18 protein-coding genes are annotated in these 13,680 nt (G+C 67.5%); 12 read left to right on the top strand and 6 right to left on the bottom strand.

Annotated features, from left to right (window positions below):
- From MC45_RS12560 to MC45_RS12535, 6 genes are all read right to left on the bottom strand, one after another.
- Positions 1 to 858 (bottom strand): flagellar protein FlgJ, encoded by an 858-nt coding sequence (locus MC45_RS12560; RefSeq protein ID WP_038663710.1) that lies wholly within the window; start codon positions 856 to 858, stop codon positions 1 to 3.
- Between the two features lie 90 nt (positions 859 to 948).
- A complete protein-coding gene (locus MC45_RS12555) occupies positions 949 to 1,263 on the bottom strand; it encodes a flagellar protein FlgN (RefSeq protein WP_171009346.1) in 315 nt (104 codons plus the stop codon).
- The gene (gene flgM, locus MC45_RS12550) at positions 1,250 to 1,558 is read right to left on the bottom strand and encodes a flagellar biosynthesis anti-sigma factor FlgM (protein ID WP_038667299.1); all 309 of its coding nucleotides are present in this window, start codon (positions 1,556 to 1,558) and stop codon (positions 1,250 to 1,252) included. Before flgM ends, MC45_RS12555 begins: the two co-directional genes overlap by 14 nt.
- 92 nt (positions 1,559 to 1,650) lie before the next feature.
- Entirely contained in the window at positions 1,651 to 2,163 is a 513-nt protein-coding gene (locus MC45_RS12545) for a flagella basal body P-ring formation protein FlgA (RefSeq protein ID WP_038663703.1), read from the bottom strand.
- Positions 2,160 to 2,678, bottom strand: a complete 519-nt coding sequence (locus MC45_RS12540) for a flagellar motor protein MotB (protein WP_245640720.1) — start codon at positions 2,676 to 2,678, stop codon at positions 2,160 to 2,162. Before MC45_RS12540 ends, MC45_RS12545 begins: the two co-directional genes overlap by 4 nt.
- Positions 2,675 to 3,322 carry a motility protein A gene (locus MC45_RS12535; RefSeq protein WP_038663701.1) on the bottom strand — a complete coding sequence of 216 codons (648 nt, stop codon included), beginning with the start codon at positions 3,320 to 3,322 and terminating at the stop codon, positions 2,675 to 2,677. The genes MC45_RS12540 and MC45_RS12535 overlap by 4 nt, the downstream gene beginning before the upstream one ends.
- A 437-nt stretch (positions 3,323 to 3,759) precedes the next feature.
- Here MC45_RS12535 and MC45_RS12530 point away from each other — a divergent pair, with 437 nt between their 5' ends.
- The 12 genes from MC45_RS12530 (at position 3,760) to motA (ending at position 13,677) form a co-directional block, all read left to right on the top strand.
- Positions 3,760 to 4,104 carry a flagellar basal body rod protein FlgB gene (locus tag MC45_RS12530; protein ID WP_038663697.1) on the top strand — a complete coding sequence of 115 codons (345 nt, stop codon included), beginning with the start codon at positions 3,760 to 3,762 and terminating at the stop codon, positions 4,102 to 4,104.
- A gap of 4 nt (positions 4,105 to 4,108) precedes the next feature.
- A complete protein-coding gene (gene flgC, locus MC45_RS12525; RefSeq protein ID WP_038663694.1) occupies positions 4,109 to 4,516 on the top strand; it encodes a flagellar basal body rod protein FlgC in 408 nt (135 codons plus the stop codon).
- 2 nt (positions 4,517 to 4,518) lie between these two features.
- The gene (locus MC45_RS12520) at positions 4,519 to 5,247 is read left to right on the top strand and encodes a flagellar hook assembly protein FlgD (RefSeq protein WP_038663692.1); all 729 of its coding nucleotides are present in this window, start codon (positions 4,519 to 4,521) and stop codon (positions 5,245 to 5,247) included.
- Between the two features lie 39 nt (positions 5,248 to 5,286).
- Entirely contained in the window at positions 5,287 to 6,582 is a 1,296-nt protein-coding gene (locus tag MC45_RS12515) for a flagellar hook protein FlgE (protein WP_038663689.1), read from the top strand.
- A 23-nt stretch (positions 6,583 to 6,605) separates the two neighbouring features.
- Positions 6,606 to 7,358 carry a flagellar basal body rod protein FlgF gene (locus MC45_RS12510; RefSeq protein WP_038663686.1) on the top strand — a complete coding sequence of 251 codons (753 nt, stop codon included), beginning with the start codon at positions 6,606 to 6,608 and terminating at the stop codon, positions 7,356 to 7,358.
- A 12-nt stretch (positions 7,359 to 7,370) separates the two neighbouring features.
- Positions 7,371 to 8,159 (top strand): flagellar basal-body rod protein FlgG, encoded by a 789-nt coding sequence (gene flgG, locus MC45_RS12505; RefSeq protein WP_038663683.1) that lies wholly within the window; start codon positions 7,371 to 7,373, stop codon positions 8,157 to 8,159.
- Positions 8,159 to 8,863, top strand: coding sequence for a flagellar basal body L-ring protein FlgH (locus MC45_RS12500; RefSeq protein WP_038663680.1), 705 nt, complete (start codon positions 8,159 to 8,161; stop codon positions 8,861 to 8,863). The genes flgG and MC45_RS12500 overlap by 1 nt, the downstream gene beginning before the upstream one ends.
- Positions 8,864 to 8,899: 36 nt before the next feature.
- Complete coding sequence (locus MC45_RS12495; RefSeq protein ID WP_081974435.1) at positions 8,900 to 9,997, top strand: flagellar basal body P-ring protein FlgI; 1,098 nt, start codon at positions 8,900 to 8,902, stop codon at positions 9,995 to 9,997.
- A complete protein-coding gene (locus MC45_RS12490; protein WP_038663675.1) occupies positions 9,994 to 10,323 on the top strand; it encodes a rod-binding protein in 330 nt (109 codons plus the stop codon). Before MC45_RS12495 ends, MC45_RS12490 begins: the two co-directional genes overlap by 4 nt.
- The gene (flgK, locus tag MC45_RS12485; RefSeq protein WP_038663673.1) at positions 10,320 to 11,675 is read left to right on the top strand and encodes a flagellar hook-associated protein FlgK; all 1,356 of its coding nucleotides are present in this window, start codon (positions 10,320 to 10,322) and stop codon (positions 11,673 to 11,675) included. Before MC45_RS12490 ends, flgK begins: the two co-directional genes overlap by 4 nt.
- An 8-nt stretch (positions 11,676 to 11,683) precedes the next feature.
- Positions 11,684 to 12,586 (top strand): flagellar hook-associated protein FlgL, encoded by a 903-nt coding sequence (gene flgL / locus MC45_RS12480; protein ID WP_038663671.1) that lies wholly within the window; start codon positions 11,684 to 11,686, stop codon positions 12,584 to 12,586.
- A 227-nt stretch (positions 12,587 to 12,813) separates the two neighbouring features.
- The gene (motA, locus tag MC45_RS12475; protein ID WP_038663668.1) at positions 12,814 to 13,677 is read left to right on the top strand and encodes a flagellar motor stator protein MotA; all 864 of its coding nucleotides are present in this window, start codon (positions 12,814 to 12,816) and stop codon (positions 13,675 to 13,677) included.
- Positions 13,678 to 13,680: the final 3 nt, after the last annotated feature.

The following is a 13,680-nucleotide window of genomic DNA, read 5'->3' as shown; positions in this document are numbered from 1 at the left end:
TCAGCGGCCCCCCATGCTGGCGAGCATCATATAGGCGAGCCTTGCGTTGTTCGGCGACGGGCGCAGCAGCGCGTTCGCCGAGGTCGGGTTGGTGTTGAGCCGGCCCCCCATCTGGCCCATCGCGCGCGACGCCCAGGCGAGCGCATCCTCGGCGCTTTCATTGCCGCCGGTGACGACGGTCGATCCGTCCATGTCGAGCGCCTGCGCGGCGAAGGCGAGGTTGGCCTTGCGCGTTTCGGTCGTGCTGTCGCTCGCCGCGCCGAGCTTGTCGGCGAACCTCTGGTAGATCGCTTCGAGCGAGCGCGGCTGGCCGTTGCCGGCGTAGAAGATCGAGCGATTGGCGCCGGCGGCCTGCGGGAACAGCGACGCCGCCGAGGCGCCCGGATTGTTCTGCATCGCCGAGAGGAACTTCTTGGCACCGCCGAGGCCGAGGAAATGCGCCATATAGAGGTCGGTGCCGTTGGCGGAGCGGCCGAGCGTCCCCTCGAGCACGTCCTTGTTGTCGGAGGCATGTTCGGCCGCCATCAGCGAGGCGGCGGTGGGGTCGTTGCGCAGCGCGAGGATCGCCGAGCGGGTGGCGGGATCGCCGACGGTGAAATGGCCATGCGACTGGCCGATGCTGTCGGCGGCCCAGGCCATGCCGTGCTCGGCGCCATGTTTCTTCACGACTGCGAGCCAGCTCTGCTCGACGAACTGGTACAGGCCCGACGCCGACGAGGTGCCGGCGCGCGCATTGGCGTTGAGACCGCTCTCGATCTTGGCCTGACCGAGCAGATAGTCGAAGTCCACGCCCGTCTTGCTGCTCGCAAGCGCGATCGCGGACTGCACCCGGCCGGAGGTAATCGGATTGACGGTCATTGCGAAGAAAGCACACCCCAGTTGTTGCAGGTGTGATCAGCAAGGACCGTGCCAGTTCTGCCCGGATGCCCCCGTGAAGGGGCGATCGGGTCACGCGTAGGCCGACACCATCGTCGGGCGGAAGCCGTGGCCGGCATCGCCGGTCAGAAGTTGCAGGCGGCGGCGAACATTTGCCGCCATCAGATTGACGTAGATCCGGCAGGTTTCGTTCAGCCGGTTCGCCTCTTCGGCGAGCGCGCGCAGGTCGTCGCCAGCCGGGCCGGTGCCGAGCGCGGCGACCTGTTCGATGCCGGCGAGCTTTTCCTGCGTCGCCCGCTCGAGCGCGGTGACGTTGTTGGTCTTGAGCGCCTCGATCTCGGCATGCAGCGAGTCGATCACCTTGATGAGGGCATCACGCCGCGTCATGGCCATCCCAGTTCAGCCGGAGTGCGAGGAGCCGGTCGGCGATCGTCGCCGGCAGGATCGGGAACGAGCCGTTCTGGATCGCCTTCTTGATCTCGTCGACGCGGTCGCTGTCGATCGGCGGTTCGGCCGCCAGCGTCCTGGCGAGATTGGTCAATTGCGTCGCGGTGTTCGCCGCGGGGGCCTGTTGCGCCGCCTGTTGCAATGCGGGCTGCACCGCCGGCGCAGCCGCTGGGGCGGCGACGCGCGAAACGCTTCCACTTCCGTTCAGCGGCGTTGAGCCGATCGAGTCCACCATGTCCGCACCTATCTGTGTTGCCTGACATGAGGATAAACGGCCGACTGCACCCTGGCTTTAGCAAAAAAGATTCGGCGGTCACGCGCGCCGGCTCATTCACCCCAGCCGGGCAGGGTGGCGCGGCCGCTTTCCAGCGCGATCGCCTGCACCGGACCCTTGGCATCGTCGACCTTCACCATGAAGCGGCCGCCCGGCGCGGCGTCGCCCATCGCGATCCCCTCGCGGCTGATCGAGAAGCCGTTCGACCCCGCCTCGATCACCACCGGGTCGCCGCGACGGATCACCGGTTCGGCCTTGGCGGCGACGGTCATCGGGCGGGCGGCACCGGCCGGTGCCACAGCGGCGGCAGGGCGGATCACCGGGACGAAGATACGCCAGTCCGGCCCCGAACAGGAGACGACGACGGCGTCGTGCGCCTCGGTCCGCCATGCCAGCGCGACGGTGGAACAGGGCGCGAGCCGCAGCCGGGTGTCGATCGCGGTCCGCGCGCCACCCTCGGCGCCGATCGGGCGGCTGGTGAAGGCGGAGACGGCGCGGTCGAGCCCGCCGATGTCCTGGAAGGCGACCGCGCCACCGGCGGCGAGAAGCAGGGGAAGGAAGATCATGGCTGATGGTCCGTGCTGGATTGTTCGCCGACGAAGGCGAGCGTGACGATCGCGGCGCGGCGGCCGGGATGGGAACTGGTGGTGACGGTGATCCGCGGGCCAACCGGGGCGAGCGCCGCAGCGAGGCTGCGCGCGCGATCGGCGGCGAGCAAGGTGGCGCTGCCGGTGGCGCGATCGACGTCGGCGGCGCTGCCGTCGGTCGATCCGGTCACGGTCAGCGCGACGCGCGGATCGCGCACCGCCTCGCGCGCCCAGGCGATCACCGTGGCGGGACTGTCCGGCAAGGTCGCGCTGCCGGGTGCGAAGTCGAGCAGGCCGGCGGCCATCACCGGCAGCGCCGCGGGTGCCGGCGCGCCGCCGAAGCTCTGGCGCAGCGCATCGGTGATCGCGCGCGGCTTCTCGCTCGCCTGGATCAGCACGAAGAAGCCGACCAGCAGCAATGCGAGGTCGGCGAGCGTCACCAGCCACAGCGGCTTGGCCGGCGGCGAGGGCGGGTAGAAGGCGTCGCCGGTCATGCGACGCTCTGCAGGGGATGGCGGGGCGTCTCGCGCAGCGCGAGCGCGAGCAGCGGCGCCTCGATCCGCGCGCGCTCGAACGCCTCGATCCGGCCGGCGGCGCGCAGGCGATGACAGATCGGGGTGAGCACCAGATTGGCGAGCAGCGCGCCGTAGAGCGTCGCGAGCAGTGCGATCGCCATCGCCCCGCCGATCGCCTTGGGGTCGGTCATGCTGGCGAACATGCTGGCGAGGCCGATCAGCGTGCCGACCATCCCCATCGCCGGCGCCGCCTCGGCGGCGGACGACCAGACTTCGGCGATCGCGACATGCCGCGCGATGCGCGCCTGGCGATGATAGCGCAGCAGCGCCTCGACCTCGCGCGGATTGCCGCCGTCGACGATCGCGGCGATCGCGGCGGCGACATCGGGGTCGGCGATCACCGAGCGATCGAGGGCGACGACACCGTGGCGCTTGGCGATCCGCGCCTGCGCGGCGACCTGATCGAGGAGCGCATCGGCGCGGAACGGCCGCCGCGCGAGCACGCGCAACGCCGACACCGCGCCGAGCGCGTCGCGCAACGGCGCGCGCAACACCGCGGCAAGGACCGTCCCGCCGCCGACGATGGCGAGCGCGACGGGATCGAAGAGCTGGGCGATCAACATGCGCGTGCCGATGCAAGGGGCGGGCCAGTTTGTATGGTCCCTCTCCACTCGTCATCCCGGCGAAAGCCGGGACGCATGGCTGCGATCGGCTCATGGTGCGCGCCAACATTAGCGAACCGCGTCCATGGGTCCCGGCTTTCGCCGGGATGACGAGGGGGGCGAAGGCTGACGAGAAGGAGATGGGGTGGGGCAAACGGGTGCGATCCCCATGTGCCCGCGTCGAAATGGTAAACCCTCGCAACACCATCCGCGCCGTCATCCGGCAGCCTTTGCCGCTCCCCGGCAATCCCCGGCAAGCGTTTGCCGGCCGCCTTGCCGTTCCCTCGTGGTCGCCTTGCCGGACGCTAAAAATTCGCCAGCCATCGGCCGAAATCGAAAACTGGCACGGCGGTTGCTTAGGTCCGGGCAGCGCAATGGTGCGCCGGAGATTTGGGCCGATGGCCGCAGAGAGTTTGTTCGGAGTCCATGGTGCCGCCCTCGAAGTGCGCGGCCAGCGCATGGGCGTCCTGGCGTCGAACATCGCCAACGCCTCGACCCCCGGCTTCAAGGCCAAGGACATCGACTTCAAGTCGGCGCTCGCGTCGATGGAGCAGGACGGCAACGGCAGTCTCGACGCCGCGACCAAATATCGCGTGCCGCTGCAGACCTCGATGGACGGCAATACGGTCGAGCTCAACGAGGAGCAGACCGCCTTCGCCGAGAATGCCGTCCAGTATCAGACGACCCTGTCGTTCCTGAACGGGCGCATCGGCCAGATCACCCGCGCGCTGAAGGGGGAATAAGCCGATGGCCGATCCGATGAACGTCTTCCAGGTCGCCGGTCGCGCGATGAGCGCGCAGCTCATCCGCATGAACACGACCGCGTCCAACCTCGCCAACGTCGGCGGCACGACGGGGTCGGCGGAGACCGCGTACAAGACGATGAAGCCGGTGTTCCGCACCAGCTTCGACGCCGCCAGCGGCCTCGCCACCGTCGACGTCGAGAAGATCGTCACCGCCGGGGAATCGCCGACCAAGGTCTACGATCCGAACAACCCGCTCGCGGACAAGGACGGCAATATCTACCAGGCCGCCGTCGACGAAAGCCGCGAGCTCGTCGACATGATGGAGACCGCGCGCTCCTACCAGAACAACGTCGAGGTGATGAACACTGCCAAGCAGCTCACCATCGATACCCTCAAGCTGGGACGCTAATCATGGTGACCACCGCCTCGACCACCCAGTCGACCTTCGATGCGACGCTCGACAAGCTCGGCATCAAGCGTTCGACGGCGAATACCGCGACGACCACCGCGACCGGCGCCTCGGCGACCCCGGGCACGACCAAGACGACGCTGGACCAGAACGACTTCCTGAAGCTGCTCACCACGCAGCTCAAGAACCAGGACCCGCTCAGCCCGATGGACAATACGCAGATGGTCGCCCAGATGGCGCAATTCTCGTCTGTCGCCGGCATCAGCGAGATGAACAAGACGCTCAGCGGCGTCGCCACCAAGCTCGGCTCGACGACCGCGTCGGATGCGATGAGCTATGTCGGCAAGACGGTGCTGACCGCCGGCTCGACGGCCTATCCGCGCGCCAGCGGCAGCCTCGACGGTGCGGTCGAGCTCGACGGCGACGCGACGCAGGTCAACGTCTCGATCTCCGACGCCAACGGCGGCACTTTGCGCAACCTGCAGCTCGGCGCGCAGAAGCAGGGCACCGCGACCTTCGACTGGGATGGCAAGGACGGCGCCGGCAACAGCGTCGGTTCGGGCCCCTTCACGATCACCGCCTTCGCCACTGCCGGCGACAAGACGGTCACCAGCCGCACGCTCGTCTGGGCGCCGGTCGAATCGGTGTCGCTGCCGTCCAGCGGCGCCCCCAAGCTCAAGGTCCTCGGGGTCGGCGACGTCGATCCCTCGGACGTCCGTTCCGCCACCTGATTCTCATCCGCCGACCTACCGCTTCCAAGGAGTAACCCGATGTCCTTCTACACCTCGCTTTCCGGCCTCCAGGCGTCGCAGACCGACATGGCGACGATCAGCCACAATCTCGCCAACGTCTCGACCACCGGCTTCAAGAAGAGCCGCACCGAATTCGCCGACATCATCGCGTCGAGCACCTCGACCGATCCGCGCAAGATGGTCGGCTCGGGCGTCGTGGTGAAGGGCAACACGCAGCAGTTCAAGGAGGGCAACCTCACCACCACGTCGAACGCGCTCGACCTGGCGATGGTCGGCGAGGGCTTCTTCACGATGCGCTCGACCGGCACCAGCGATTCGACCACCTACACCCGCAACGGTGCCTTCTCGGTCGATTCGAACAACAACGTCGTCGACGCACAGGGCAGCTACCTGATGGTCTATCCGGTCGACAGCGACGGCAACGTCACCGCCACCGGTGAGAAGGGTCTGACCACGCTGCAGATCCAGCAGACCAGCGGCACCCCCAAGGGGACCAGCAAGGTCGCCACCGCGGTGCAGATGTCGTCGACCTCGACCGTCAAGGGCGGCGGTGCCGGCTACAAGTTCGATCGTACCGATACGACGAGCTACAACAATTCGGTCGCCACGCGCATCTACGACGCGAACGGCAACCCGATGACGATGACCAGCTATTACGTCCGCACCGCTGCCGGCACCGCCGGTCCGCCGGCGACCACCGGCAGCTGGGACGTCTATACCTTCATCGGCGACCAGGCGATGACCACCGGCACCGGTGCGGCCAAGTCGGACAAGGTCACGCTGACCTTCGACGACAAGGGCGCGCTCGCCACCGGCACGACGATGCCGCTCAACTTCAACACCTTCACGCCGACCTCGGGCGCCGCGGCGCAGACCGTGTCGCTCGACCTGACCAACTCGACGCAGCTGTCCTCGGCATTCGCGGTCAACGCCAAGACGCAGGACGGCATCGCGGTCGGCCAGCTCGCCGGCGTGACGGTGACCGACGCCGGCCTGATCCAGGCGAGCTTCTCGAACGGCGACATCAAGCCGCTCGGCAAGGTCGCGCTCGCCAAATTCTCGACGCCGACCGGCCTGCGCCAGATCGGCAACAGCTATTGGGCGGCGACCGGCGTGTCGGGTGCGGCGACTTTGGGCTCGGCGAGCGCCGACGGCTTCGGCTCGCTGATGAGCGGCACGATCGAGGGATCGAACGTCGACATCACCGAGGAGCTGGTCAATCTGATCGCGGCGCAGCGCAACTTCCAGGCGAACTCGAAGGCGCTCGATACCGCCAACCAGGTCTCGCAGACCATCATCCAGATCCGCAACTAAGCGACGCGGCGCGGAGGCCTTAAATGGACAAATTGGTCTATACGGCGGCGACGGGGCTGCGTGCGCACATGCAGGCGCAGGCGGCGATCGCCAACAATATGGCGAATGCGTCCACCACCGGCTTCCGCGCCGATCGCGTCGTCTTCGACCGGATCGAACTGAAGGGCGGCGGCGCGCAGCTCGAAGCGCGCATGCCGACCAGCGAAGAGGTGACCGACGCCGATCGTGCGCCCGGCGCGATCCAGGCGACCGGCCGCGCGCTCGACGTCGCGATCAGCGGCAACAGCGACTGGCTGGCGGTGCAGGCGGGCGACGGCAGCGAAGCCTATACCCGCCGCGGCGATCTCGAGATCGCGCCCTCGGGCGTGCTCCAGACCGGCGACGGCTTCATCGTCCAGGGGCAGGCGGGGCCGATCACCGTGCCGCCGCACGACAGCCTGACGATCGCCGCCGACGGCACGATCAGCATCGTGCCGCAGGGCGGCGACGCGAAGAACCCGCAGGTGCTCGACCGGCTCAAGCTGGTCGACACCAAGGGAACGGCGACGCTGAAGGGGCTCGACAACCTGCTCCGCGTCAAGGGCGGCGGCACTCTGCCCGCCAATCTCGACGCCAAGGTGCAGGGCGGCGCGCTCGAAGGCTCCAACGTCAACATGACGCAGGCGCTGGTCGACATGATCGAGAACCAGCGCAGTTACGAGGTTCAGGCCAACCTCATGAAGTCGGCCAAGGATATGGACGAGAGCAGCACCTCCGTGATGCGCCTCCCGAGTTAAGGAACAGACACGATGTCCTCCTCCGCCATGCACATCGCGCGTACCGGGCTCGACGCCCAGGATACGCGCATGCGGGTCATTTCGAACAACCTCGCCAACGTCAACACGACGGGGTTCAAGAAGGATCGCGCCGCCTTCGAGACGCTCGCCTATCAGACGATCACCGCGCCCGGCGCGGCGTCGACCGCCGAGACCAAATATGCGACCGGCCTCAACCTCGGCACCGGCGTGCGCGTGCAGGGCACCGCGCGGATCGATACGCAGGGGTCGCTGACGCAGACCGGCAACAGCTTCGACATGGCGCTCGACGGCGACGGCTATTTCCAAGTCCAGCTGCCCGGCGGCAACCTCGGCTACACGCGCGCCGGCAATTTCAACCGGTCGCCCGAGGGCCTGCTGGTTACCTCGGAAGGCTATCAGGTGATGCCCGGCATCACCGTGCCGGCCAATGCCACCTCGGTCTCGATCGGCACCGACGGCACCGTCACCGCACAGGTGCCGGGCCAGAACGAGGGCACCAACATCGGCCAGATCCAGGTCGCGAGCTTCCCCAACGCCACGGGGCTGCAATCGACCGGCGACAATTACCTCAAGGAGACCGCCTCGTCGGGCGCCGCCAACCTCGGCATCGCCGGGCAGGACGGGCGCGGCAACATCCGCCAGGGCAGCCTCGAAGCGTCGAACGTCAACGTCGTCGAGGAACTCGTCGACATGATCGAGACGCAGCGCGCCTATGAGGTCAATTCGAAGATGATCTCGTCGTCCGACGAGATGCTCAAATACGTGAACCAGAACCTGTGATGCCCGCCGCACCGCATCATCGCCGTCCGGCCGCCTTCGCCGCCGCGGGGCTGCTCGCGCTTGCCGCGTTCACGCCCGGCACGGCCGATGCCAGCATCCTCGGCAAGAAGAAGCCGGCGGAGGATTTCACCGTCGTCCGTGCGCCCGTCGCACCGGCGCCGGCACCGGCCAACGGCTCGATCTTCCAGGCGAGCGACGGCTATGCCGCGCTGTACGAGGGCTGGCGCGCGCGCCGGGTCGGCGATCCGCTGACGATCATCCTCGTCGAGCGCACCGCCGCATCGAAGTCCTCGGGTTCCAAGCTCGATTCGAAGGGATCGGGCAGCATCACGCCGCCGACCACCGGACCGCTCAAGCTGTTCAACTCGACCGACGTCACCGCCAGCGGCAGCCGCGGTTTCGACGGGCAGGGGCAGGCCGATCAGGCGAATTCGCTGTCGGGCGAGGTCTCGGTGACCGTCGCCGAAGTCTATCCCAACGGCACGATGCTGGTGCAGGGGCAGAAGCGCGTCACGCTCAACCGCGGCGACGAATTCCTCCAGATCAAGGGTATCGTCCGCACCGCCGATATCGGCGCCGACAATCGCATCCTGTCGACCCGCGTCGCCGACGCGCAGATCGCCTATACCGGCAAGGGCGACGTCGCCCGCGCCGGCCGGCAGGGCTGGCTCAGCCGCTTCTTCTCCGTCGTCAGCCCGTTTTGAGCGCCCGTTAACCCTATGACGCGCAGAGTGTCCGCCATGATCCGTTTTCTCCTCGCCTCGCTGATCGCCACGCTCGCGTTCGCCGCGCCCGCCTCGGCGGACCGGATCAAGGACCTCGGCGGCTTCCAGGGCATCCGCTCGAACCAGCTCACCGGTTACGGCGTGGTGGTCGGCCTGCCCGGCACCGGCGACGACAATCTCGAATATACCGTCCAGTCGCTGAAGGCCGTCGCGTCGCGCTTCGGCCTGCAACTGCCGCCGGGTGCCAATCCGGGGATGAAGAACGCCGCGGTGGTGATGATCACCGCCGAACTGCCGCCCTTCGCCAAGCCAGGCCAGCGGCTCGACATCACCGTCGCGTCGATGGGCAAGGCCAAGTCGCTGCGCGGTGGCAGCCTCGTGCTGACCCCGCTGCTCGGTGCCGACAACCAGATCTATGCGATGGCGCAGGGCAATCTCGCGGTCGGCGGCCTCGGCGCGGAAGGCGCCGACGGCTCCAAGATCGTCGTCAACGTCCCCTCGACCGGCCGTATCCCCGAAGGCGCCACGGTCGAGCGCGCGGTCGCCACCGGGTTCGACTCCTCGCCGATGCTGACCTTCAACCTCGCCCGCTCCGATTTCACCACCGCGCAGAACGTCGCGCAGGCGATCAATGCCAAGTTCGGCTTCGGCACGGCGCAGGCGATCGACGGCGTCTCGGTCGCGGTCCGTGCGCCGCAGGGTGCGGACGTGCGCGCGACGCTGATGTCGACGATCGAGAACCTCGATGCGACCTCCGCCGAGCCGTCCGCAAAAGTAATTGTAAATGCGCGCACCGGAACGGTCGTTATCAATTCTGCGGTCAGGGTGGGTCCTGCCGCGGTGACGCACGGCAAGCTGACCGTGCGCATCGACGAGAACCAGCGGATCAGCCAGCCGGCACCGTTCAGCCAGGGTCAGACCGCGTTGGAGAAGAAGTCCAACGTGTCGATCGAAGAGGAGAAGAAGCCGATGTTCCTCATCAACCCCGGCCCGAAGCTCGCGGACATCGTCAAGGCGGTGAACGCCATCGGTGCCTCGCCCGCCGATCTCGTCGCGATCCTCGAAGCGCTGAAAGAGGCCGGCAGCCTCAAGGCGGAGCTGATCGTGCTATGACGACGCTCGGCACCACCCCGATCGCGGCCACCGGCGGCATCTCGACCGATACGTCGCGGCTCAAGTCCGCCGACAACCTCAAGAAGGCGGGCGAGAAGTTCGAGGCGGTGTTCACCGGCATGATGCTCAAGAGCATGCGCCAGGCGAAGCTCGCCGATCCGTTGTTCGATTCGAAGGCGATCGACACGTTCAGCGAGATGCAGGACGCGCGCGTCGCCCAGTCGATGGCGGAGACGACGCCGCTCGGCATCGGCAAGGCGATGACCGCCTTTCTCGCCAAGTCGCAATCCGATCTTAATGCTTCTGTTGCAGATCCGCCGAAATGAGCGACTTGCTGTCGATCGGCGCCTCGGGCGTCCGCGCCTATCAGAGCGCCTTGGCCACGGTCGGCGAGAATATCGCCAACGTGAACTCGCCCGGCTATACCCGCCGCACGGTGAACGTCGCCGAGGTCGCGGGCGGCAGCGGTTCGACCAATCCTTATGGTGCCGGCAACGGCGTCGTCATGACCGGGATCAACCGGTCGTCCAACGTCTACGCCAGCGCCGCGCTGCGCGCCTCGACCAGCGATCTCGCCCGCACCACGGGTGGCGCGGACTGGCTCGACCGCATCCAGGGCGCGCTGACCGGCAATGCGCTGACCTCGCGCGTCACGTCCTTCTTCGCGTCGGCGCAGAGCCTCGCCGCCGAACCCAATTCGACCGCCCTGCGCACCGGCATGATGAGCGCCGCCGCCTCCGCCGGGATCGCCTTCACCGCGACCGGCAAGGCCTTCGATCAGGTCGATGCCGATATCGACAGCGCCGGCAACCAGGCGGCGCAGACGCTCACGTCGCTGGGCGACTCGCTCGCCAAGATCAACGAGAGCATCAGCCGCGCCCAGCTCGGCAGCACCGCCGCCGCGCAGCTGATGGACCAGCGCGACAATATCCTCTCGCAGATGAGCGGCATCGCCGACATCACCAGCCGGACCGACGCGATCGGCCGTGCCACGGTCAGCTTCGCCGGCTCGACCGGTCCCGCCTTCGTGCAGGGCGTCAACAGCGGCATGATCTCCTACGATCGCGACAGCAACGGCAAGATCGCCTTCTCGGTCACCGTCGGTGCGGTCAAGAACCAGATCGGCGCGACCGGCGGCTCGATCGCCGGGATCGTCGACGGTGCCGAGCGCGTCGCCGCGATCCGCCAGGAGCTGGACGCGGTCGCCAAGAGCTTCGTCGGTGCGGTCAACGACAATCAGGCGGCGGGACTCGACCAGACCGGCGCGCAGGGCGTCGCGATGTTCACCACCGGCGCGAAACCGACCGACGTCAGCATCTCGGCGACCTTCACGGGCAGCCAGATCGCCGCGGGCAAGATCGCCGCTGCACAGGGCGGCGGCGTGCGCGACTCGTCCAACCTCACCGCGCTGGAGGCGACCCGGGTCAGCAAGGGCTTCGAGACCTCGCTGACCGCGCTCGTCACCGACAACGCCACCGCCTACAAGCAGAAGAACACGATCGCCGACGCACAGGCGGCGATCCGCGATGGCGCGACGACGGCGCTGTCGACTGCGACGGGCGTCAACCTCGATGCCGAAGCGGTCGATCTGATGCGCTTCCAGCAGGCCTATGCCGCATCGGGCCGCGTGATCCAGGTCGCGCGCGAGACGATGCAGACCATCCTCGATATCCGCTAGGGCCCGCCATGCAGATCTCCACCAGCCTCTTCTACGCCAATGCTTCGAGCCGTTTCTCGAAGATGAGCGAGCGTGCGTCGGAACTGCAGACGCAGATCTCGACCGGCAAGAAGATCCTGAAGCCGTCGGACGATCCCGCCGCCGCGCAGCAGCTCGCCGAATTCGACCGCAAGGATGCCGATGCCGCGGTCTACGGCACCAACATCACGCTCGCCGGCTCGCTGCTCGATCAGGCGGATGGCGTGCTCAGCCAGATCAGCACGCAGCTCACCCGCGCGACCGAACTGGCGACGCAGGCGGCGAACGGCACGCAGACCGATGCGACGCGCAAGATCATCGCGACCGAGCTCAATTCGATCGTCGGGTCGCTCGTCGGCCTCGCCAACACCAAGAACGTCCGCGGCCAGCCGTTGTTCGGCTCGGCATCGGGCGGGCTGGCGGTGGTCGACAACAAGGACGGCACCTACACCTTCCCGCCCGACGTGCAGGTGTCGGAGGTGCCGATCGCCGACGGCCAGAGCGTGCAGGCGACCGAAAGCGCCAAGCGCATCTTCTCGCTCGCCGGCGGCAGCGACAATACGCTGGCGATGCTGAGCAAGCTCGCCACCACGCTCAATGCGGGCGGCGACGTCTCGGCGACGGTGAGCAGCGCGCTCGACCAGATCGGCCAGGCGGTCAACCAGGTCGCCGACGTCTCGGCCTCGGTCGGTGCGCGCGGGGCGCGCGTCGACCTGCAACAGCAATTGCTGGTCACCGCCAATACCGATCGCAGCGAATTGCGCGGCAAGCTCGAACAGGTCGACATGACCGATGCGGTCGTGCAGCTCCAGCAGATGATGACCGCGCTGTCGGCCTCGCAGGCCAGCTTCAGCAAGCTGTCGAGCCTCTCGCTGTTCGACTACATCAAATAGGCGGCATCTCCGACCTTCGCCACCACCGGTGCCGCGATCCGTGGCGTCGGTGCGGTGCGTTGGCGCGCTCGAACAGGGCTTCCGGCGGTCGCCGGAAGCAGGCGCGCCCGGTGCGCGATCCGCGCCACCAAACAAACTCACCCGGCCGGTAACCACTTATCTAGGAAGTGCGGTTAATCCGGTCGTATCGGATTGCCGGCTCGCCGGCGCAACGGGGGTTTCCCACAGTGTTTCCTGCCATCGGTCTCGTCGTTCTTCTCGCCATGGTGTTCGGCGGCTTCGCCATCACCGGCGGCGCGCTCGGGCCGGTCATGGAGGCGATCCCGCACGAGATGCTGATCATCGGCGGCGCCGCGGCCGGCGCGCTGATCATCGGCAATTCCGGCACCGAGCTGAAGGCGGTGGGCAGCGGCCTCGCCAAGGTGTTCAAGGGCCCCAAGTACAAGAAGCAGGATTATCTCGACGTCATCTTCCTCGTCAGCAAGCTGATGAAGATGCTGCGCATGGACGGTCCGATCGCGCTCGAGCCGCATGTCGAGGATCCCAAGTCGTCGGCAGTGTTCAGCGAATATCCGCGCCTGCTCGCCGACCATACGCTGGTCAATTTGATCGCGGATACGCTGCGCCTCGTCGTCGTCTCGTCGGGGACGCTCGACGTCCATGCGGTCGAGGAGGTGATGGATCATTCGATCAAGACGCATCACCACGAGGTCGAGGGGCCGCACACGACGCTCAACAGCCTCGCCGATTCGCTGCCCGCGCTCGGCATCGTCGCCGCGGTGCTCGGCATCGTGAAGACGATGGGTTCGATCGACAAACCGCCGTCGGTGCTCGGCGGGATGATCGGCTCGGCGCTGGTCGGCACGTTCATGGGCGTGCTGCTCGCCTATGGCATCGTCTCGCCGCTCGCCGGGCGGCTCAAGCAGGTGCTCGACGCGGATGCCGCGATCTACATGGTGGTCAAGCAGATCATCATCGCCTCGCTGCACGGCCATCCGCAGCCGCTGGTGATCGAGGCGGCACGGTCCGGGATCGCGCACAAGAACCAGCCCGGCTTCGCCGAGGTCTTCGACGGCCTGCGGGGCAAATAAGCG

Origin of the sequence: Sphingomonas taxi, assembly GCF_000764535.1 — a bacterium.
In the GTDB taxonomy this organism is placed as follows: Bacteria; Pseudomonadota; Alphaproteobacteria; order Sphingomonadales; family Sphingomonadaceae; genus Sphingomonas; species Sphingomonas taxi.
This window is presented reverse-complemented; position numbering and strand designations above follow the sequence as displayed.